19 protein-coding genes are annotated in these 21,356 nt (G+C 68.3%); 13 read left to right on the top strand and 6 right to left on the bottom strand.

The annotated features are described in order from the left end of the window. The first annotated feature begins 1 nt into the window (after position 1). The 5 genes from ACLBW1_RS04640 to ACLBW1_RS04620 are packed head-to-tail and all read left to right on the top strand — an operon-like array spanning position 2 to position 8,177. Positions 2 to 3,031 (top strand): FAD-binding and (Fe-S)-binding domain-containing protein, encoded by a 3,030-nt coding sequence (locus tag ACLBW1_RS04640; protein ID WP_447810359.1) that lies wholly within the window; start codon positions 2 to 4, stop codon positions 3,029 to 3,031. Further along, on the top strand, positions 3,028 to 4,512 hold the full coding sequence (locus ACLBW1_RS04635; protein ID WP_447810358.1) for an NAD-dependent succinate-semialdehyde dehydrogenase: 1,485 nt from the start codon (positions 3,028 to 3,030) through the stop codon (positions 4,510 to 4,512). The genes ACLBW1_RS04640 and ACLBW1_RS04635 overlap by 4 nt, the downstream gene beginning before the upstream one ends. A 13-nt stretch (positions 4,513 to 4,525) precedes the next feature. Beyond that, positions 4,526 to 5,719 carry a M24 family metallopeptidase gene (locus tag ACLBW1_RS04630; protein WP_447810357.1) on the top strand — a complete coding sequence of 398 codons (1,194 nt, stop codon included), beginning with the start codon at positions 4,526 to 4,528 and terminating at the stop codon, positions 5,717 to 5,719. A 32-nt stretch (positions 5,720 to 5,751) separates the two neighbouring features. Continuing rightward, positions 5,752 to 6,978, top strand: coding sequence for an aminotransferase-like domain-containing protein (locus tag ACLBW1_RS04625; protein ID WP_447810356.1), 1,227 nt, complete (start codon positions 5,752 to 5,754; stop codon positions 6,976 to 6,978). Between the two features lie 14 nt (positions 6,979 to 6,992). Beyond that, entirely contained in the window at positions 6,993 to 8,177 is a 1,185-nt protein-coding gene (locus ACLBW1_RS04620) for a M20 family metallopeptidase (protein ID WP_447811140.1), read from the top strand. A gap of 178 nt (positions 8,178 to 8,355) precedes the next feature. On the opposite strand, the gene ACLBW1_RS04615 is transcribed toward ACLBW1_RS04620, so the two are convergent. Next, a complete protein-coding gene (locus ACLBW1_RS04615; RefSeq protein ID WP_447810355.1) occupies positions 8,356 to 8,823 on the bottom strand; it encodes an OsmC family protein in 468 nt (155 codons plus the stop codon). A gap of 172 nt (positions 8,824 to 8,995) precedes the next feature. Here ACLBW1_RS04615 and ACLBW1_RS04610 point away from each other — a divergent pair, with 172 nt between their 5' ends. Beyond that, positions 8,996 to 9,601, top strand: a complete 606-nt coding sequence (locus tag ACLBW1_RS04610) for a flavin reductase family protein (RefSeq protein WP_447810354.1) — start codon at positions 8,996 to 8,998, stop codon at positions 9,599 to 9,601. Positions 9,602 to 9,670: 69 nt separating this feature from the next. On the opposite strand, the gene ACLBW1_RS04605 is transcribed toward ACLBW1_RS04610, so the two are convergent. Continuing rightward, positions 9,671 to 11,050 (bottom strand): MFS transporter, encoded by a 1,380-nt coding sequence (locus tag ACLBW1_RS04605; protein WP_447810353.1) that lies wholly within the window; start codon positions 11,048 to 11,050, stop codon positions 9,671 to 9,673. Between the two features lie 172 nt (positions 11,051 to 11,222). After that, on the bottom strand, positions 11,223 to 11,951 hold the full coding sequence (locus ACLBW1_RS04600) for a GntR family transcriptional regulator (RefSeq protein ID WP_447810352.1): 729 nt from the start codon (positions 11,949 to 11,951) through the stop codon (positions 11,223 to 11,225). 119 nt (positions 11,952 to 12,070) lie between these two features. On the opposite strand from ACLBW1_RS04600, the gene ACLBW1_RS04595 reads away from it, so the two are divergent. Both ACLBW1_RS04595 and ACLBW1_RS04590 read left to right on the top strand, forming a co-directional pair. Continuing rightward, entirely contained in the window at positions 12,071 to 13,513 is a 1,443-nt protein-coding gene (locus ACLBW1_RS04595) for an amidase (protein WP_447810351.1), read from the top strand. Positions 13,514 to 13,550: 37 nt separating this feature from the next. Beyond that, positions 13,551 to 14,366 (top strand): MerR family transcriptional regulator, encoded by an 816-nt coding sequence (locus tag ACLBW1_RS04590; RefSeq protein ID WP_447810350.1) that lies wholly within the window; start codon positions 13,551 to 13,553, stop codon positions 14,364 to 14,366. A gap of 9 nt (positions 14,367 to 14,375) precedes the next feature. Here the strand turns inward: ACLBW1_RS04590 and ACLBW1_RS04585 are convergent, their stop codons facing one another. Next, a complete protein-coding gene (locus tag ACLBW1_RS04585; RefSeq protein ID WP_447810348.1) occupies positions 14,376 to 15,275 on the bottom strand; it encodes an SCO6745 family protein in 900 nt (299 codons plus the stop codon). 94 nt (positions 15,276 to 15,369) lie between these two features. Between ACLBW1_RS04585 and ACLBW1_RS04580 the strand changes: the two genes are divergently transcribed. The 4 genes from ACLBW1_RS04580 to ACLBW1_RS04565 are packed head-to-tail and all read left to right on the top strand — an operon-like array spanning position 15,370 to position 19,736. Next, the gene (locus ACLBW1_RS04580) at positions 15,370 to 16,758 is read left to right on the top strand and encodes an amino acid permease (protein WP_447810347.1); all 1,389 of its coding nucleotides are present in this window, start codon (positions 15,370 to 15,372) and stop codon (positions 16,756 to 16,758) included. Beyond that, positions 16,751 to 18,403, top strand: coding sequence for a dihydroxyacetone kinase family protein (locus ACLBW1_RS04575; protein ID WP_447810346.1), 1,653 nt, complete (start codon positions 16,751 to 16,753; stop codon positions 18,401 to 18,403). The genes ACLBW1_RS04580 and ACLBW1_RS04575 overlap by 8 nt, the downstream gene beginning before the upstream one ends. Further along, complete coding sequence (locus ACLBW1_RS04570; RefSeq protein WP_447810345.1) at positions 18,400 to 19,038, top strand: DUF998 domain-containing protein; 639 nt, start codon at positions 18,400 to 18,402, stop codon at positions 19,036 to 19,038. The genes ACLBW1_RS04575 and ACLBW1_RS04570 overlap by 4 nt, the downstream gene beginning before the upstream one ends. A 17-nt stretch (positions 19,039 to 19,055) precedes the next feature. Continuing rightward, the gene (locus tag ACLBW1_RS04565) at positions 19,056 to 19,736 is read left to right on the top strand and encodes an SDR family NAD(P)-dependent oxidoreductase (RefSeq protein WP_447810344.1); all 681 of its coding nucleotides are present in this window, start codon (positions 19,056 to 19,058) and stop codon (positions 19,734 to 19,736) included. A gap of 63 nt (positions 19,737 to 19,799) precedes the next feature. Here the strand turns inward: ACLBW1_RS04565 and ACLBW1_RS04560 are convergent, their stop codons facing one another. Further along, the gene (locus tag ACLBW1_RS04560) at positions 19,800 to 20,231 is read right to left on the bottom strand and encodes an SgcJ/EcaC family oxidoreductase (RefSeq protein WP_447810343.1); all 432 of its coding nucleotides are present in this window, start codon (positions 20,229 to 20,231) and stop codon (positions 19,800 to 19,802) included. 118 nt (positions 20,232 to 20,349) lie between these two features. Here ACLBW1_RS04560 and ACLBW1_RS04555 point away from each other — a divergent pair, with 118 nt between their 5' ends. Then, positions 20,350 to 20,703, top strand: coding sequence for a VOC family protein (locus ACLBW1_RS04555; RefSeq protein WP_447810342.1), 354 nt, complete (start codon positions 20,350 to 20,352; stop codon positions 20,701 to 20,703). Positions 20,704 to 20,706: 3 nt separating this feature from the next. Here the strand turns inward: ACLBW1_RS04555 and ACLBW1_RS04550 are convergent, their stop codons facing one another. Further along, complete coding sequence (locus ACLBW1_RS04550; RefSeq protein ID WP_447810341.1) at positions 20,707 to 21,354, bottom strand: TetR/AcrR family transcriptional regulator; 648 nt, start codon at positions 21,352 to 21,354, stop codon at positions 20,707 to 20,709. Positions 21,355 to 21,356: the final 2 nt, after the last annotated feature.

The raw sequence follows: 21,356 nt of genomic DNA, 5'->3' as shown, positions 1-21,356 counted from the left end.
GGTGACCCTCACACCGCACCGCGAGACCACCGGCGACGCCACCGTGGCCGCCGCCACCGCGCTCCGGGGGCTGGGTCTCGACGCCGACGACTCGTCGCGCCGACGGGCCGAGTACTCCTACGACGCCTCGAACTACCGACTGTCCCCGCTGTGTGTCGTGTTCCCGCGCACCGACATCGACGTCGCGACCACCGCACGCTGGTGTCACGAGCACGGGGTGCCGATCGTCGCCCGTGGCGGCGGAACAGGCATGGGTGGCAACGCCATCGGCGAGGGCGTCGTCATCGACTTCTCCCGACACATGGACGCCGTCACCTCCGTCGACGTCGAGGGCCGCACCGCCGTCGCCCAGTCCGGTGTCGTGCTCACCGCCCTGCAGAAGCGGGTCCGCGAGGTCAGCGACGGCACCCTCACCTTCGCGCCCGACCCGTCGAGCCAGTCACGGGCCACCGTCGGTGGCGCGATCGGCAACGACGCGTGCGGCAATCACTCCGTACGCTACGGCCGCACCACCGACCACGTCGTCGCGATCTCGCTGGTGACCGCCGACGGGTTGCGCCTCACCGCGACCCGGACGGGTGTGGGGGCCACCGACCCCGACGACGCCGCGGCGGTCCGCCGTGCCGAGGACCTCACCGACGCCCTACGCGGTCTCGTGGGCGACAACCTCGCCCCGCTGCGCACCGAACTCGAACGCATTCCTCGGCAGGTCTCGGGCTACCACCTCGCACATCTGTTGCCCGAGCGTGGTTTCGACGTCGCGCGGGCACTGGTCGGCAGCGAGGGCACCTGCGCGATCGTGGTGTCGGCGACGGTGTCGCTGGTGCCCGTCGCGACCCACCCGCAACTGCTGTGCCTCGGGTACCGCGACGTCGTCGACGCCGCCCGCGACGTCCCCACCATGCTGAGCTTCTCTCCCTCGGCGATCGAGGGCATCGACGAACGCATCGTGGCGACCATGCGCGCCCGCCGCGGCCGGTCGTCGGTGGAGGGCTTGCCCGACGGGAACGCCTGGATCTACGTCGAACTCGACGAGTTCAGCGCCGACGATGTGTCCGCGGCCATCTCGGATCTCCTGGAGAAGCTGCGCGCCGAGGGACGTCTCGTCGACGCGCGGACCGTCACCGATGCGAGTGCCCGCTCCATGCTGTGGCGGGTACGCGAGGACGGTGCCGGACTGTCGTCGCGCCTGGTCGACCTCGACGATCCCGACGCGGGCAGCGGATACGAATCGTGGCCCGGCTGGGAGGATTCCGCGGTCGCACCCGAGAACCTCCCCGAGTACCTCGAGGGTTTCCGAGACCTGCTCGCCCGGCACGGACTCACCGGAGTCATGTACGGCCACTTCGGTGCCGGCTGCATGCACGTGCGCATCACCTTCGACCAGCGCAGCGAGTCCGGTCGCGCGACCATGCTCGCCTTCTGCCGCGAAGCCGCCCACCTCGTGGTGGCGCACGGCGGATCGCTCTCGGGCGAACACGGCGACGGCCGCGCACGGTCGGAGTTGCTGCCGATCATGTACTCGCCCGCCATGATGTCGATCTTCGCCGCCTTCAAGGACATCTGGGATCCCCGTCGCGTGCTCAACCCCGGCAGCATCGTCGACCCCGACGCGATCGGCGACCACCTCGCCCTCGACGGCATCCCCGCCCGCACCTGGACGACCGCGTTCGATCTCGGGATCCCCGGGCCCGGCACCGACGGGCGCGCCGATCACCCGCTCGAGGCGCCTGAACACGAGATGTCCGGACTCGATCCGTTCGTGCACGCCACCCAGGCGTGTATCGGGGTCGGACGGTGTCGCTCGCATTCGGGTGGGGTGATGTGTCCCAGCTACCGCGCCACGCGCGACGAGAAGGACTCGACCCGCGCACGAGCCCGTGTGCTGCAGGAGATGACGCGCACCGCCCCCGACGTCGCGACGGGGTGGCGGTCGAAGGACGTCCGCGACTCCCTCGACCTGTGCCTGTCGTGCAAGGCGTGTTCCACCGACTGCCCGACCGGCGTCGACATGGCGACCTACCGCTCGGAGTTCTTCTCCCACCACTACCGTCGTCGACTGCGCCCGATGTCGCATTACGCACTGGGCTGGATGCCGGCCTGGCTGCGACCGGCCACCGCTCTGGCGCCCGCCATCAACGCCGTTCTGGCAAGCCGGCTGTCGGGCCCGGCCGCCCGGATCGCCGGACTCGACGCACGGCGGTCGATGCCCCGCTTCGCCCGCCGGAAGGCGGTACGGGCGGCGCTCGCACCGTTGGTCCGACGGTCCGATGCCCCGGTGGTGATGTTCCTCGACTCGTTCACCAAGGCCTTCCGGCCCGACGTCGCATCCGCCGCGGCCCGGGTGCTCGGTGCCGGTGACACCGAACAGGTCAGCTGCGAGAAGGACAACTGCTGCGCACTGACGTGGATCTCGACCGGCCAGCTCGACCACGCGAAAAAGGTCCTCGCACGCACCGCCGACGCCCTCGACGACGGCACAGACCGACCGATCGTCGTGCCCGAACCGAGTTGTGCTGCGGCACTGCGTAAAGACATGCCGGAGCTGGTGCACACCGACGCCGCGAAACGGGTGGCGGCGCGCGTCCGCAGCTTCGCCGCCCACGTCGGGGAGATGCTCGACGACGGATACACCCCGCCGCCGATGCCTGCCTCGGTGACGGTGCAGACGCACTGTCATGAATACGCGGTGTTCGGCCCCGCGACGCAGGTGTCGGTGCTCAAGCGACTCGGCGTCACCGAGGTGACCTCAGCCGACGGATGCTGCGGCGTGGCAGGCAACTTCGGCTTCGAACGCGGACACTACGAGGTGAGCATGGCCGTCGGCGAGCAGGCCCTGGCCCCGGCACTGCGCGCACGGGCCGACGACTCGCCGGTGCTCACCGACGGGTTCAGCTGCGCGATGGCGGTCGACCACCTCGCGGGTGTCGACAGTGCGATCACCTCGGTCGCCGGGACCCATCTCGCCGAGCTGCTCGATCCCCTCACCGATACTGTGCGTCCCGCACCCACACGAAAGGACTCGACGTGACCGACACCCGGGCCGCCGAACTGATCGGCAAGCTGAACACCGGCCTGTTCATCGGCGGCAGCTGGAGCGCCGCCGAATCGGGCGCCACGTTCGCCGTGGAGAACCCCGCGACCGGCGAGCAGATCGCGACCGTCGCCGACGGCGGCGCAGCCGACGCCCGGCGCGCCATCGAGACCGCGGCTGCGACCCAGAAGAGCTGGGCGGCAACGTCTCCTCGGTCGCGCAGCGAGATCCTCTACCGCGCGCACCGGTTGATCCTCGACCGCGCCGACGATCTCGCCTTGATCATGACCACCGAGATGGGCAAGCCGCTCGCCGAGGCCAAGGGCGAAGTCGCCTACGGCGCCGAGTTCTTCCGCTGGTTCGCCGAGGAGGCCGTCCGCATCGGCGGAGACCACACCACCACCGGCGACGGCGCCAACCGCATCGTGGTCACCAAGGAGCCGGTCGGGCCGTGCGTGCTGATCACGCCGTGGAACTTCCCCCTCGCCATGGGCACCCGCAAGATCGGGCCCGCCGTGGCCGCCGGGTGCACCATGGTGTTCAAACCGGCCGAGCTCACCCCGCTGACCGCGCTGGCCCTGGCCGACATCCTCACCGAGGCAGGCCTTCCCGACGGCGTGCTCAACATCGTGACCACCAACACCCCGGGTCCGGTGGTGACCACCTGGATGGACAGCGGACTCGCCCGCAAGCTCAGCTTCACCGGCTCCACACAGGTGGGCAAGCTCCTGCTCGAGCAGGCGTCGCACACCGTGATGCGCACGTCGATGGAACTCGGCGGCAACGCACCGTTCGTGGTGTGCGCCGACGCCGACATCGACCGCGCCGTCGAGGGCGCCATGGTCGCGAAGATGCGCAACATGGGCGAGGCCTGCACCGCCGCCAACCGCATCTTCGTGCACCGGTCCGTGGCCGAGGAGTTCGGCGCGAAGTTGGCCGAGCGGATGGGGGCGCTGGTCGTGGGTGACGGTGTCGCCGAGGGCACGCAGGTCGGACCGTTGGTGGAGGACAAGGCGCTGGCCAAGGTGCGCGATCTCGTCGCCGACGCCGTCGAGCGTGGGGCGACGGTGATGTGCGGCGGAACCGCACCCGAGGGGCCAGGTCACTTCTACCCTCCGACCGTGCTCAGCGGTGTGAGCCCGGAGTCGGATCTCATGGCCACCGAGATCTTCGGCCCGGTGGCCCCTCTCATCCCGTTCGACAGCGAGGACGAGCTGATCGCCATGGCCAACGACACCCCCTGGGGGCTGGTCGGATACCTGTTCAGCCAGGACATCGACACCGCGCTGCGGCTGTCGGCGGCGCTCGAGGTCGGCATGGTGGGTCTCAACACCGGCCTGGTGTCGAACCCGGCCGCGCCGTTCGGCGGCGTGAAGGAGTCCGGCCTGGGCCGCGAGGGCGGTCGGGTCGGCATCGAGGAGTTCCTCGAGACCAAGTACCTCGCCATTCCCCGATCCGCTCCTGCGTCACGGACCTGAGAGGCGACCACCCGTGTATCTCGGATCCCAACTCTTCTCCGACGACGAGTACGCCACGCGGTTGCACCGTGTGCGCGAACTGATGGAACAGCAGGGACTCTCGGCCGTCGTCGTCACCGATCCCGCCAACATCTTCTACCTCATCGGCTACAACGCGTGGTCGTTCTACACCCCGCAGATGCTGTTCGTGCCCATCGAGGGCGAGATGGTGTTCTTCCTGCGCGACATGGACGCCCACGGCGCGCATCGCACCACGTGGCTCCCGGCCGATCAGATCGTCGGGTACCCGGAGAGCTACGTGCACCGGCCGCACGTACACCCGTTCGACTGGGTGGCGTGGGCGTTACGCCAGCGACACCAGATCGCCCCGGCGTCACGGCAGGGGTCGGTGGGGCTGGAGATGGACTCGCACTTCTTCTCCCCCAAGGCCTACCGCGCGCTCTACAACGCGATCCCCGAGTGGAAGCTGGTCGACAGCTTCGAACTCGTGAACTGGGTGCGATCGGTGAAGTCCGACGCCGAGATACAGCTGATGCGACAGGCCGGGATGGTGTGCTCGCAGGCCATGCGCGCCGCCATCGACACCATCGACGTCGGTGTGCGGCAATGCGATGCGGCCGCGGCGATCTCGCAGGCCCAGATCACCGGCACCGATGACTTCGGCGGCGACTACCCGGCGATCGTGCCGATGATGCCGACCGGCGCCGCCGCCGACACCCCGCACCTAACCTGGCATCAGGGCACGTTCAACGACGACGAGGCCGTCGTGATCGAGCTGACCGGGGCGCACAACCGCTATCACTGTCCGCTGGCGCGCACGGTGTCGTTGGGAACGCCCAATAAGGACGTCGACTACGTGGCGGGCGCGACCGCCGAAGGCCTCAACAACGTCCTCGACGCCATCCGTCCCGGTGTGCCCACCCGCGAACTCGCCTCCACCTGGAACTGGACGCTGGCGAAGTACGGACTCGAGAAGCCCTCGCGCCTAGGCTATTCCATCGGGATCGGTTACCCGCCCGACTGGGGCGAGCGCACCATCAGCATCCGCACCGAGGACGAGACGATCCTCGCCGAGAACATGACGTTCCACATCGTGTGCGGGATGTGGATGGACGGCTACGGATTCGAGCTGTCGGAGTCGGTGCGCGTGAGCGCGACCGGCGTGGAGACGTTCACCAGCTTTCCGCGTGAGCTCATCCGCAAGTGACCTGATCCATCTCGACCACGAAGGAGCACGACATGACCGCCACCGAGATCGCCAGGCACGCACCCACCCTCCCCCTCGCCGGACGCGCGAAAGACCTGGTGGGTTCGATGATCGACTCGTCGACGTCGTTGCTCGCCGCACAGACCCACGACATCGTGCGTTTCGCGATGGGATCGCCGGCCGACGAGGCGGTGCCGTCGGAGGAGTTCCGCGAGATCGCCGGGTCCATCCTCGATGCGTCGTCGTTCACCTACGGCGCCACCGAAGGTGAGCCGCGGCTTCTCGAACTGCTGGTGAAATACCTCGCGGGGACGCCGGATCCGTCGAGTGAGGACCGGCTCGTCATCACCACCGGCGGCATGCAGGGCCTCGACCTGGCGTGCAAACTGTTCGTCGATCCGGGCGACCTCGTGGTCGTCGAATCCCCCACCTACACCAACGGTTCGGCGACGGCGCTGTCGTACGGGGCACAGCTGCTGGAGGTCCCCGTCGACGACGACGGCATGCGCGTCGACATGATGGAAGATCTGGTGGCGCACCACCACCGCCCACCGAAGGCGATCTACACCATCCCCACCTTCCAGAACCCGTCCGGTGTCACGATGTCGCTCGAACGGCGGAAGGCGCTGTTGGAGTTGGCGCATCGGTGGGGGTCGGTGATCATCGACGACGATCCTTACGGTCTGCTGCGATTCTCGGGTCAGGACATCCCGACCTTCCAGACGCTGAGCCCGCAGGATCCGTTGCTGTTCTCGGTGCGCACGTTCTCGAAGATCCTGGCGCCCGGTTGGCGGGTCGGCTGGGTGGACGCCGATCCGTCGATCCGGCAGTTGCTCATCAACGGCAAGCAGGCCATGGACACCTGCACCAACGTGCCCAACCAGCACATCGTGGCCGAGTACATCGCGCGCGGAGGACTCGACGATCACCTCGCGGAGATCCGGGTGCTCTACCGCGAACGCAAGGACGCGATGCTCGCCTCGATCGCGCGACACCTCGGCGACCGCGTCACCACCACCAACCCCGAGGGCGGGTTCTTCCTGTGGCTGACGCTCGCCGGTGAGTTCGGCGAGATCGACACCCGCGAGCTGTTCGAGGTGGCGTTGGCCGACGGCGTCGCCTTCATCCCCGGACCCGCCCTGTCGCCCGGTGGACGCTTCCGTAACGCGCTACGCCTCTGTTTCGCCTCCAGCACCCCCGAGCGCATCGACGAGGGCATCAAGCGGCTCGCCGGAAGCCTTGAGAAGATGGTGGCGTGACCGACGCACCCTCCCTGCTCTCCGCGCGCACCGATCGTGAACGTGCGGTGTGCGCGTCGATCACCGCGGAGTCGATCGTCGAACTCACCCGGGCCCTCGTCGAACAACCCAGCGTCAACCCCGGCGGCACCGAGGCGTCGACCGTGGCCGTTCTCTCCGACGCCGCCCGTGCCGCGGGTGCGTCGGTGGATCTCGTGGAGGTGGCGCCCGATCGACCGAACCTCGTCGCGACGCTGGCCGGCGGCGACGGCCCCGGGCTCATGTTCCTCGGTCACTCCGATGTGGTGCCCACCGGTCCGGGCTGGACCGCCGACCCGTTCGTGTCGCGGGTGGTCGACGGCACGATCATCGGTCGCGGCGCCACCGACATGAAGGGCGGGCTCGCCGCGATCGTCGTCGCGATGAACGCCCTGCGCGACGAAAAGCTCACCGGCCCGGTGCGTCTCACCTGCACGGTCGACGAGGAGGAGCACGGGATCGGCGTGCGAGACCTGGTGTCGCGGCCCGACGGGGTGTCGTTCCACGGCTGTGTGGTGGCCGAGCCGACAGGGCTCGACACGGTGATCGCCTGCCGCGGCGCGTCGTACATCGAGATCGAGATCCGCGGCCGGGCAGCGCATTCTGGTCGCCCTGCCGACGGACGCAACGCCATCAACGCCGCCGCACGCATCATCGAGATCATCCGCGCCGACCACGACGCGATGCAGACCGACCTCGATCCGCTGCTCGGCGCGGGCACCTGGAACGTCGGGACCATCTCCGGCGGCCAAGGCATCTCGGCCGTCGCGCCCGATGCCTCGATCGGCATCGACCGACGACTCATGCCCGACGAGGACGCCGATGTGATCGCCGCCGCGCTGCGCGAGCGGGTCGCGGCCGAGGGGATCGACACCGACGGCATCGAGGTCGACATCTCGGTCACCATGCAGATGCCGGGTTTCCGCACCGCCCCCGACCACGCGCTGGTGACCTCGGCCGTCGACGCCGTCCGCGACGCCGGCGGTGAGACCTCGATCGGCGGCTGGACGGCGGCCTGCGACGGCGGGTTCGTCACCCGCGACCTCGGAATCCCCTGCATCGTCCTCGGTCCCGGCGACATCAACACCCAGGCGCACCAACCCGACGAATCGGTCGTGATCGACGACCTCGTCACCGCATCGCGCGCCTACGCCCTCATGGCCCTCCGCCTCCTCTCCTGACCCCAGTTGGGCCGTCGTTCCCCCCAGTTGGGCCGTCGTTCCCCCCAGCTGGGCCGTTGTTCGCGCCGGTTGGGCCGTCGTTCCCCCCAGCTGGGCCGTCGTTCCCCCGGATGGGCCGTTGTTCCCCCCAGCTGGGCCGTTGTTCGCGTCGGTTGGGCTGATGTCCGGAGCCGGGTCGCTACCCGACGACGATCTCCGCCCGGTGCGCGATCAGAACGTTTACCGACCGTGCGATGAAGCACATTCGACCGACGTCGTCGTGCAGAGCCAATGCGGTCGAAGAATCCGACGCCGGAGTGACCGTCACCGTCGGTCGCAGTGTGATGGCCGTGAATTCGCCTGAGCCGTCCGGATGCACCCGCATCGTTCCCGTCGGATGATCTCGGTAGTCCGTCACCACGACCCCCGCCCGAGACGCCAGGTGGAGGTACCAGAGCAGGTGACAGTTCGCGATCGACGCGAGGAACAGTTGTTCGGGATTCCATCGCGAGGGATCACCCAGAAACTGCGGGTCCGCGGACCCCATGATGGCATCGGTGACAGGTGAGCTGACGATATGGTTGCGGCCGTATGCTCGGTAGCTCTCGGTCCCGAGGCCGCGGTCACCCGTCCACAGCAGATCGAGCTCATATCGGTGTTCTGCCATCGTCACCACATCCCGTCGTCACCCACTGACCACGCCGTCCAACCCGGACGGGTCACATTCTGGACGATTATCAAGACGGTTGGCGACGTCTTTTCGCCAGCGGGTCAGGCAGCTGTCCGGGACTCGGTGAACGATTCGACGGGGCGCGAACGATCTCGGGCAGACTGGAACGATGAGTTCATCGAACGACCGCATCGTGCACGACCCCGGCACCGTCGACCCGGGTGACTTCTACAGGCTGTTGACCGCGTCGATCGTTCCGCGACCGATCGCGTGGGTGTCGAGTCGCAGCACCGACGGCATCGACAACCTCTCGCCGTACAGCTTCTTCTCGGTGTCGTCGACGAGTCCGCCGGTCGTGCAGTTCACCTCGGTCGGCGGCGCAAAGGACAGCGCGCGCAACGCCATCGACTCCGGACAGTTCGTGATCAACATCGTCTCGAAGTCGCTGATGCACCTCGCCAACGACAGCTCGGCCGGATTCGATTCCGACGTCGACGAATTCGTCGAGGCGGGTGTCCCGTCGACACCGGCGACGAAGGTCGACTGCCTGCGCGTCGCCGACTCGCCCATCGCCATCGAGTGCCGGCTGCACCGGTCGATCGAGGTCGGGAACAGTGTCGTCATCATGGGCGAGGTCGTCGCGCTGACCGTCGATCCCTGGATTGTCGCCGACGACGGGCTGCCCGACTACGACAAGCTCGCCGCCGTCAGCCGCCTGGGCCGCATCGAGTGGGGCATGCCGGGCGACACCGTCGACCTCGACCGCCCGCACTAGGGCCCACTCGACGCGAACGTCGGCCCAACTGGCGGGAACGACGGCCCAACTGCGGGGTTGGGGGCGGGATCAGGCGTTGGTGAGGGACTTCTCGGCGTCGGTCTCCTCGCCGGGGATCTCGGTGCCGCGGATCGAGCACCCCGCGGTCTCACGGAGGAACAACAGCGCCACCATGCCGATCGCGCACGCGATCATCATGTAGCCGGCCGGGAAGAGGTCCCAGCCGTCGTTGTTCTCCACGACGGCGTCGTTCACGAGAGGTGCTGTGCCACCGAAGGCCGCGGTCGCGACGTTGTAGGAGATCGCGAACCCGGCGTAGCGCACCTGCGTGGGGAACATCGCCGGGAACGTCGCGGAGATGGTGGCCAACTGCGGTATGTACAGCACCCCCAGGACCACGAATCCGATGATGGCCCAGACGAATCCCTGCCCCATCAACCAGAACATGGGCAGCGCGAACACGAACAGTCCGATCAGCGACACCCACCACATCGGTTTGCGCCCGGTGCGATCGGAGAGGCGTCCCACGAACGGGATGAGCGCCATCATCACCAACTGACCGATCAGCATGGTCACGGTGCTGTCGTTGCCCTCCAGCCCGATGGTGTTCTTCAGGTACGTCGGCAGGTACGCCAGCAGCGTGTAGTTCGCGACGTTGAGCGCGATCACCATGCCGAACATGATGATGATCGGTCGACGGTAGTCACGGAGGAGATCGACGAAGCGTGTCCACGCGGTGCCCTCGATCTCGCCCTTCTGCTCCATCTCGCGGAAGATCGGGGTGTCCTCCATCTGGTTTCGCAAGTAGAGACCCACGAGACCGAGTGGCAGCGCGAAGAAGAACGGAATGCGCCAGCCCCAGGTCTGCATCTGCTCATTGTCGAGGTTCAGCTCGAGCACCAGCACGAACGCGGTGCCGAACACGAAGCCGGCGAGCGTCCCGAACTCCAGGAACGATCCGTACTTACCGCGCTTGGCATCCGGGGCGTACTCGGCCATGAACGTTGCCGCGCCGCCGTATTCACCACCGGTCGAGAAGCCCTGCACCACACGCAGGACGATCAGCAGGACAGGCGCCCACACGCCCGCGACGGCGTGCGTCGGCAGCACACCGATCAGGGCCGTGGCGATGGAGATGAGCATGATCGTCATGGCCAGCACGGCTTTACGGCCGATGCGATCGCCGATCGGTCCCCACACCATGCCGCCCAGAGGACGCAGCGCGAACGAGACCGCGAAGCCGAGCATGGTGCCGATGGTCCCCAGGTCACCGGGGAAGAAGGCCTGCGTCAGATAGGTGGCCGTCGCGGCATAGACGCCATAGTCGTACCACTCGGTCGCGTTGCCGATGGCCGAGGCGCCGATCGCCTTGCGGAGCAGCTTCTTCCCCTCGGGGGTTTCCGGATCCGGCAGCGCGGGTACGCCGGACGAAGCGGTGCTGGTGGTCATGAATGCCTCCCGCGTCGATGGTCGTGCGGTCCGCGGAGAACGGGCCCGCGCGTCGTGTCGCGATCGGTGCGCCATGCTGCACACCCGAACGATTTTCCGGGCAACGGTATCGCCTGCGCCCGATCGATGCGGACGAACCGGATGTCCTCGCAGGTAGATCGCATGTCGGAGTTCATCGGCGATGACCGGGGGGAACGTTCTGCGCCACCGCAGCCGATTCCTCGGGCATCAGCCGCGCGAGGCCGTCGCGCATGTGCGCGATCATCAGATCGTCGGCGGTGGCGAGGTCGCCCGCGACGATGGCGTGGACGATCTCGGTGTGCTCGTCGATACGCGCCTGCGCCGACGCATAGGTTCCGCGCATGGCACCCAGACACATCCTCGTCTCCACCAGGATCGTCTCGTGGATGCGTGAGAGTCGGGGACTGCGAGCGCATTCCACGAGCTGTGCGTGAAAGGCCATGTCGGCGTCGGCGATCTCGCGGCCGTTCGGATCGTCGGCGAACGCCTGCATGTGATCGATCGTCGCCTCGAGTGCGGCGACGTCGGCGGGATCACGACGCGACACCACCTGCGCCAACGCCGCCCGCTCGATCGCCGACCGCGCCACGTACATGTCGTTGATGTCGTCGTCGTCCATCGAGATGACGAAGAGCCCGCGATTGCGGTAGCTGACCAGCAGTCCTTCCTGTGTGAGGCGCTGCATCGCCTCGCGCAGCGGCCCACGGCTCACCCCCAGATCGGCGGCGAGACCGGACTCGGTGAGCTGCGTTCCGGGCGCGAAGTCTCCCGCCGCGATGGCCGCGCGCAACTTGCGCGCGATGATCGCCGGCGTCGACTCCTGCACCAGCGGCTCGAGTACCCGTTTGCGGGTGCTCGGCCCTCCCTCGAGGTCAGTCATGGCCCGTCACATTCATGCACCGATGGTGCGAGCTGGATCGGTAGATTGTCAACAATCTACGTCATCGCGCATCGGCGGTGGCCGCGTGGCCCCCTCGAACGCGGCTTTATATTCGAACGATGAGCCCTACGCACCGCAGGCACGCGTTCACCGACGACGCGCTCGGTGACCTCGACGCGACCGGGGTGGCCGCGGCGATCGCCGCGGGCGACATCTCCTCCGCCGAGGCCGTGGCCGCAGCCATCGCACGCGCAGAGGCGGTCGACCCGCACCTCAACGCGATGCAGACCCCCGACTTCGACCGTGCGAGCGCCTTCGCCCGCAGTCCGGGCAAAGGTGTGTTCGCCGGCGTACCGACGGTGATCAAGGACAACACCGACGTCGCGGGACTCGCCTCCAACCAGGGCTCGTTGGCCGTCAACGCGAGGCCCGCGTCCCGCAACGCGGCGGTCACCGACCAGTACCTCTCCACCGGTCTCATCAGCCTCGGCAAGTCGACGATGCCCGAGTTCGGGTTCAACGCGAGCACCGAGTACGAGGACCTCCCGCCCACCCGCAATCCGTGGGCCACCGGGTTCTCGGCGGGCGCGTCGTCCGGCGGCTCGGCCGCGTTGGTCGCCTCCGGCGTGGTGCCGATCGCGCACGCCAACGACGGCGGCGGATCCATCCGCATCCCGGCGGCGGCGTGCGGACTCGTGGGTCTGAAGTTGACGAGGGGTCGCGAACTCCCCGACGACCACGCCAAGGATCTGCCGGTCAACCTGGTGTCCAACGGCGCGCTGACACGGTCGGTACGCGACACCGCGCACTTCGCCGCACAGATCGAGCGGTACCGACCGGCGCCGTCGCTGCGGCCGATCGGTCTCGTGGAGGGCCCGTCGACGAAGCGGCTGCGCATCGGGGTCGTGAACCGCTCACTGAGCGAGTTCCCCGTCGACGCCGCCACGAGCGCCGCCGTCACCGACACCGCAAGGCGTCTCGCCGATCTCGGCCACGACGTCCGCGAGATCGGACTGCCGTTGCCCGAACGCGATCTCTCGCGGTTCAAGGACGACTTCATCCACCTGTGGGGACTGCTCGCGTTCGGGGTGCAGAAGTTCGGGTCGCGGGTGATGAGTCCGGATTTCGACGGCGACCGCACCGAGTCGCTCACCCGCGGACTGTCGAGCCAGTTCCTGCGCAACGCCTGGCGCACACCGACCGCGCTGTGGCGATTGCGTGCCGCGGAGGCGAAGTACCACAACAGCTTCGCCGATCTCGATGCGATGGTGTCGCCGGTGGTCGCCCATACGACACCGGAACTGGGGTACCTCTCCCCCGCGAACGGCTTCGACGTCCTGTTCCCGCGGTTGATCGCCTACGTCGCCTTCACCCCGCTGAACAATGCGGCCGGTGGTCCGGCGATCTCGCTGCCACTCGGCCGCACCGCCACGGGAATGCCTCTGGGCGTGCAGATCTCGGCCGATCACGGCGACGAGCGCACGCTGCTCGAGCTCGCCTTCGAACTCGAGGCCGACCGTCCGTTCGCCCGGATCCAGGATCCGGTGCCCGAGAGGGCTTGACCCTCACACCGTGTGAGGGCTCAGCGTGGACAGCGTCATGATCACCATCGGAGACTTCGCCTCACTCGCCCGGGTGTCGGTTCGGATGTTGCGGCACTACGACGCGATCGGGCTTCTCACGCCCGCACACGTCGACCCGCACACCTCCTACCGGTACTACGACCTCGATCAACTGCGTCGGCTCAACCGGATCGTCGCGCTGAAGGATCTCGGGTTCACCCTCGAGGCCGTCGGACGCATCGTCGACGACGAGCTGACCGGTGACGATCTGCGGACCCTGCTGCGCACGCGGCAGGCCGAGATCGCCGCCTCGATCGCGGCCGAGGAACACCGCCTGGCGCGCGTGGCGGCGCGGATCCGCATCATCGAGAGCGAGAACGCAATGACCACCGCACACATCAGCACCACCGTCGTCACACCGGTCCGCCATGTCGGGCTGACCGCCGTCGCCGAGAGCGCGACGAGTGAGGCCGTCGGGCCGGTGATCCGACCGATGTACCCGCAGATCATCGAGGCGTTGACCACGGCGGGGGTTGCGCCCACGGGGCCCAGCATCGCCTACTACCGACCCGAGCCGACCGGCGGCGAGGAGGCGATCCGGGTGCACGCCACGTTCCCTGTCCCCGACACCGAGGTCGCGGGCCTGACGACCATCGACCTCCCCGGCGGCGAGTACGCATCGATCATCCACACCGGTTCGATGGACACCATCGACTCGGCCTACCAGCAGCTCAACCGCTGGGTCACCGAGCAGGGACTGCACCTCACCGGCGAGGGCCGCGAGATCTACCTCGAGATGCCGAACGACCCGGCCGACTGGGTGACCGAGGTGCAGGTCGCCTTCACCCGCTGAACCCGGTGGCTACTTCTTCTTCGTGCCCGGTAGGACGCCGGCGTCGATGACCGCCTTCACGAAGGGTCGCGTCGAGGCCATGAGGTCGTCGAAGTCGTCGAGGTCGGCCCACGCGGCGGCCGCGGAGTCGTCGGTGATCTCCTCGATCTCGGCGTAGAGCGCGGCCCCGGCGTCGGTGAGGGTGTCGGTGACCTTGCCGGTGTCGTCGCTCGACCGCGACAACAGTCCGCGGTCCACCAGGCCGTCGGCGGCGACATCCCACTGCTCGTCGGACCACCCGCGCGTGAGCTGCGATATCCGTCGGCCCAGCCCGCGCTTGCGCACCGCGGGGTCGGGGTGTCGCGCCTCATGGAAGATCACGGCCTCGAGCCGGTCGAGGGAGGCGCCCACCAGTGCCGCGATGTGGCCGTCGCCGCGCCACTCCCGCAGGATCGCCACGGCGTGCCACAGCGCGACGGCCGGGTCGTCGGGGCGCGCGACGTGCGCCCACGCCGAGGCCAGTGTGCGACCGGCCATCGGCACGCGAGCCGCGATCGCGTAGAACCGGTCGGCCAGGGCGGTCAGGATCGCGGGATCGGCGGCCTCGCCGTAGGCGTTCGCCAACGACTCGGCCAGCATCGCGTCGCGACGCCGCGCCACCTGCCCGAGCCCGACCGCCTTCGCCGCATCCCACCCGGGGTGCACGATGTCCTCGCTGAAGTTGAAGAACGCCGCCGAGACCACCGACGGCACACAGTCGCCCAGCGGCGCCCCGCGGGCACCGACGTAGAACGCGTAGGCGTCGAGACCGGTGTCGGCCTGGGCCGCACCCAACCCGGGATTGAAGTAGCAGAGGACATGCATCGGTTCGAGCGTCTCGTAGGCCGTGCGCGCACGTGCTCGTGCGGTCGCGTCGAATCGGTGCGCCATCTGCAACTCCTCGTGCCAGCATGAGTGGAAACCACCTCACGGTAGCCACACCGCCTACCGTGACGACCTCCACCTCACTTTCGAAGGGGCCTACGTGACCGCGACACCCACACAGCCCGCCTCGCTCGGCGCCAACCTGAAGCCGCGTCACATCACGATGATCTCGATCGCCGGGGTCATCGGCGCCGGGTTGTTCGTCGGATCGGCGACGGCGATCAAGGAGGCCGGTCCCGCGGTCCTCATCTCCTACGGCCTGGCCGGCACACTCGTGGTCCTGGTGATGCGGATGCTGGGCGAGATGGCGACCGCCAACCCCGACACCGGCTCGTTCTCGGTGTATTCCCAACGCGCACTGGGGCGGTGGGCCGGCTTCTCGGTCGGATGGCTGTACTGGTGGTTCTGGGTGCTGGTGATCCCGGTGGAGGCGACGGCGGCCGCAGACGTGCTCAGTCGACTGATCGGTAGCGAGCAGTGGGTGTGGGCGCTGGCCGTCACCCTGCTGCTGACCGCGACGAACCTGGTCAGTGTCGGCAACTACGGCGAGTTCGAGTTCTGGTTCGCACTGATCAAAGTCGTTGCCATCGTGGCGTTCATCGCGATCGGCCTGGTCGCCATCCTCGGCATCTTCCCCGGCTCCGACGTCAGCGGCGTGAGCAACCTGTGGCAGCCCGACGGGTTCTTCGCCAACGGCTACTCGGCCATCGTCGCGGCCATGCTCACCACGATGTTCTCGTTCATGGGCACCGAGATCGTGACCATCGCCGCCGCCGAGTCCCCCGACCCGCAGAAGGGGATCAGCCGCGCGGTCAACTCCGTGATCTGGCGGATCTTCCTGTTCTACATCGGCTCGATCTTCGTGGTCGTCGCGCTCGTCCCCTACGACCGCCTCGACGACGGTTCGTATCAGACGGTGTTGCAGGCCATCGGGATCCCCGGTTCGGCCCGCATCATGGACATCGTGGTGTTGACCGCCGTCGCGTCGTGCCTCAACTCCGCGCTCTACACCGCCTCGCGGATGTTGTTCTCGCTCGGTGAGCGCAACGAGGCGCCCGCGGTGGTGCGGCTGCTGACCCACAACGGCGTGCCGTGGGTCGCGGTGCTCGCGTCGATGGTGGTGGGTTTCCTGGCCGTGATCGGCAACTATGTGTTGCCCGACAAGATCTTCGGCTACCTGCTGGCCACGAGTGGCGCAGTGGCGCTGTTCGTCTACCTCGCCATCGCGGCCAGTCAGTTCGTACTGGGACGGCAGATGCGCGCCGCCGGCGAGCGCCCACCGGTACGCATGTGGATGTTCCCGTATCTCACCGTGGTGGCGATGGTCTTCATCGTGGCGGTGTTGGTGCTGATGGTCTTCGACGACAACCAGCGCGAGCCGATCTTCTTCTCGGTGATCTCCGCGGTCGTGATCGTCGCCATCGGCGTGTGGCACCACCGACGCTCCGACGCGCCGAAGGACCTCGTGTCAGGGTCGACCCATGGCTGAGAACGAGACGCGCCCGGTGCACCGATACATCAGCGGTGACCCCCGAAGATTCCTCACCGACGCCCTCGCGGGTTTCGTTGCTGCGCATGATCACATCGCGTGGGAACCCGACCCTGGTTTTCTCTACCGCACCGACCGCGAAGGCGGCGGGGTGGCGCTGGTGTCGGGCGGTGGATCGGGTCACGAGCCGATGCATTCGGGGCTGATCGGCGCGGGAATGCTCGACGCCGCCTGCCCCGGACTGGTGTTCACCTCGCCGAACGCGCTGCAGGTCGCGGCGGCCACAAGGCATGCCGACCGTGGCGCCGGGGTGCTGCACATCGTGAAGAACTACACCGGCGACGTGATGAACTTCCGGGTCGCGCGCCGCCTCGTGGACGGAGAGGTCGAGACCGACCACGTCCTCATCGACGACGACGTCGCCACCGATTCCGAGACCGACGGTCCTGGACGCCGCGGCACCGGCGCGACGGTGATCGTCGAGAAGGTCTGTGGCGCAGCGGCTGCACGGGGCGACGACCTTACCGCGGTCGCCGATCTTGGGCGTCGTGTGGCGGCCGGCGCGCGGAGCTTCTCCGTCGCCTTCGCGCCCTGCACGGTGCCCGGCGCCGACCGCACCAGCTTCGATCTCGCGCCCGACGAGATGGAGTTCGGTGTCGGTATCCACGGCGAGGCCGGTGTCGACCGCATCGCACAGCAGCCCGTCGATGAGCTGGTCTCGGGAATGCTGGAACGCATCCTCGAGGCGTTGGCGCCCGATTCCGGCGAGCCGCTGATCGTGTTCGTGAACGGACTGGGTTCGACGCATCCACTCGAACTCGGCGTGGTGTTCGATCAGGTGGTACGTCAGTTGACGACACGCGGTTTCGAGGTGCGGCGCAGTCTTGTCGCGACGTTGGTGACCGCGCTCGACATGGCCGGCTTCTCGCTGACCGTGGTGCGCTGTGACGACGAGATCGTGGAACTGTTCGACGCCCCCACCGGCGCGCCCGGGTGGCCTGCGCACACCGCGAGGTCGGCGTCGCAGCCGGTGGACGTGACGTTCGCCGAGCCCGACGACTCCGCCGACGACGGGCCTGAATGTGCCTGGCTCAGCGCGTTCGTCGAGCGTGTCCAGGAGTCGATCGACGATCTCACCGACCTCGACCGGCAGGCCGGCGACGGCGACTTCGGCACCAACATGGCGGCGGCACTCGAGCACTTCACCCCGCCGCTTCGCGGTTCCGACGCTGACGTGGCTCGCGCGCTGAGCACCTCGTTCCTGGTCCGCGCCGGTGGCACGTCGGGCGCGGTGTTCGGGACGATGTTCGCAGAACTGGCAAACGCTTTCGCCGCCACCGACTCGTGGACCGATGCCCTACGCGACGGGCTGGCGGCCGCGCTGCGCGAGATCACCGACCTCGGTGGCGCCCGCGTCGGCGACAACACGATGGTCGACGCGTTGGCACCCGCGGTCGAGGCCCTCACCTCGAGTGGTTCGGTGGCGGAGGCAGCCGAGGCCGCGGAGGCCGGCGCCGAATCGACACGCGACCTCGTCGCCGCGCGGGGTCGCGCCCGGTACGTGGGCGATCGCGCCCGCGGCGTGATCGACCCCGGCGCGCTGGTGGTCTCGTGGCTGGTCCACGCCGCTGCAGACCACAGGTGAGCAGGCGCGGACCGGTGCGCGTCGCGGCGTGGCTGTGGTTGCTGGGCGGCGTGGTCTACGTGGTGTCCGAGGTGATCGCGGTGGCCGGGTATCCCGGCTTCAGCCTCGCGCGGGACTACATCAGCGCACTGGGCATCCCGGGCGAATCCCCACGGGCGACCACGATGAACATCGGTGCGTTCATCGTCCACGGTTGCCTTTTCGCCGCGGCCGGCATCGTCGCAGCCCGCGGGCTGAGCGGAACGCGCCGCACGCGTGTGGCTTTCGTCGTCTTCGCGGTGGCGAACGGCGTCGGCAACGTGCTCGTCGGACTGTTCCACGCGGGCGCGAGTCCCCTGCACGGCCTGGGCGCGTTCCTCGCGATCGTGGGCGGTAACGCGGCGCCCATCGTCTCCAGTGGGCTGCTCCGGAGGTGGGGCGCACCCGGGGCGTACTGCGTCGCGAGCCGCGCGGCGGGCATCGTCGGCGTCGGATGCTTCGTGGCGCTGCTCGCGGTGAGCGGGGCCGACACCGGGATCGAGGGCGCCATCGAACGCGGCAGCGTCTACACGATCATCGGTTGGGACATCGTGACCGCTGCTGTCGTGCTGGTCAGCGGGCGTCGAGACGCAGCGCACACATCGCCCCACGGTTGACGAGGCACTATGGTGAGATGACTGATATCTCGGGCAAGGTGTACGTCGTCGTCGGCGCCAGTGGCGCCCTCGGATCGCGGATCGCGAGGTCGTTGGCCGAACAGGGCGCGACCGTGACGATCAGCGGCCGATCGACCGAGACGCTCGAGGGTCTCGGTATCGACGGCGCCCACGTGGTGGCGGCCGATCTCCGCGAACCCGATGCGGCGCGCACCGTGATCGCCGAGGCCAAGGCGAAGCACGGGCGCATCGACGGCGTCGTCAACGCGGCCGGGGTGGCGGCCTTCGGTCCGGTCGTCGACATCGACGACGACACCGTCGACGACCTCGTGCTGATCGACTTCCTCGGGCCGCTACGACTGCTGCGCGCCGCGCTCGGCGAGGTGGAGGAGGGCGGCGTGATCGTCGGGATCAGCGCCGTGCTCGCCGAACAGCCCGTCGCGGGGATGGCGACGTACTCGGCGGTGAAGGCCGCCGCCTCCACCCTGTACGTCGCGGCGGCGAAAGAGGCCCGCCGCAGCAAGATCCGCGTGGTCGACGTGCGGCCGCCGCACACCGAGACCGGCCTCGCCGACCGCGCCATCGCGGGCGATCCGCCGAAGATGCCCGAGGGCCTGAGCCCCGACACCGTCGCCGACCGCGTGATCGCGGCGATCACCGGAGGCGAACGCGAGGTCGCCAGCTCCGACTTCAGCTGAGATCGTCCCCGTGAGGCGTCACCAAGGGCATATCGCCGTCGAGCACTCGTCACGGGGACGATCTCAGTCGACAGCCGGCAGCACGTCGGTGATCGGTGTGTTCTGACCGGCCGCGACCCACCATCGATCATCACGTCGCACGAGGACGTACATCGCCATCTCCGAGAAGGCCCCGTTCTTGGCACGCCGCCGGATCTGTGCGATGACGACGTCGTCGGTGACTGCCGAGGCCTGTGCGAGTTCGAACACCGAGGCAGGCGACGCCGGCGTCCCGGTCAGCTGCGTGTGATGGATCGCGTTGAGGGCCGCGAAGCCCTGCAGCACCTGGCCCTTCGGTGAACCCCACAGGATGTCGCCGGCGAAGCTCAGATCGTAGGTGTCGGCGTCGCCCGTGTCGTGACCACGCTGGAGGTGGTCGACGAGGTGCGCGATCGCGTCGCGGTGCGCACCGGTGTCGAGGGTCGGGCGGTGGGCTCGGTCGTTGTCGATGTCCATGGCCGAGACGGTAGGACCTCAACCTCGCTTCGGGTCAACACCGTCGGCGACCGATGAGTTCCGACGCCCCGGCGAGTCGATATGTGTGTACACCGAAACACTGGCGAAAGGGAGAACCATGTCCATCGAACATCTGCTCGCAGTGGTGCCCGTGACCGACATCGCGACCGCGACCGCCTGGTACGAGAAGCTCTTCGGCCGTCCGGCCGACAACAACCCGATGCCGAGCCTTGTCGAGTGGCAGGTCACCGACCACGGGTGGGTGCAGGTCACCGTCGACGCCGAGCGAGCCGGTTCGGGCCTGCTCAACGTCGCCGTCGACGACATCGACACCCACATCGCGGAACTCACCGGACGTGGACTGGATCCCGGCGACATCCAGACGGTGACGAAGGGCGTTCAGCTGTCGAACGTCATCGACCCCGACGGCAACTCGATCACACTGATCGGCAGTTTCCGCGAGAAGTACTGAACGTCAGAGGTTTTTGACCGCGACGCGGAACGCGTCGTAGGTCGATTGCAGCGCATCGGCGCGCGCGGCCTGGCTGCCGAACTGCGAACCCGCGCCGCACAACTTGTCCATGGCGAGGTGCATGAGCGACATCCACACGGTGACGACGACGCGCACCTGCATGTCGTCGCTGTCGGCGCCGGTGCGCTCGGCGATCTTCTCGCTGAGGCGGCGGAACTTCGTCTCGCTCAGTTCGGCGCTGCGGCCGCTCACCGACGGTGACGATTGCGCGATGCGGTTCATCACCTCGAAGCGGTCGAGGTCGAGGCTCGAGACGTCGGGACACCCGCCGCACAGCACCGACAGATGCGCGTCGAGCAGCGCCTGGAACTCGTTGCCGGTGCGCGGTTGGGCGTCCATCGCGGCCGCGACCGCGGTCACCATGTCGTCGATGGGGGCGAGGATGACGTCCTCTTTGGTCGCGAAATAGCGGTTGAAGGTGCGCGGTGAGATGTCGGCGGCGTCGGAGATCTGCTCGACCGTGGTCGCGTCGAACCCCTGCGAATCGCACAGTTCGAGGGCGACGTCGATCAACCGAGCCCGCGTCTGTACCTTCTTGCGCTCGCGCAGACCGGCTCTGGCCTGCGGATTCTCGGTGTCCACGACTGTCACGA

The organism is Williamsia sp. M5A3_1d (assembly GCF_053345315.1).
The sequence above is the reverse complement of the archived record's forward strand: the minus strand, read 5'-3'. Positions and strand labels throughout refer to the sequence as shown.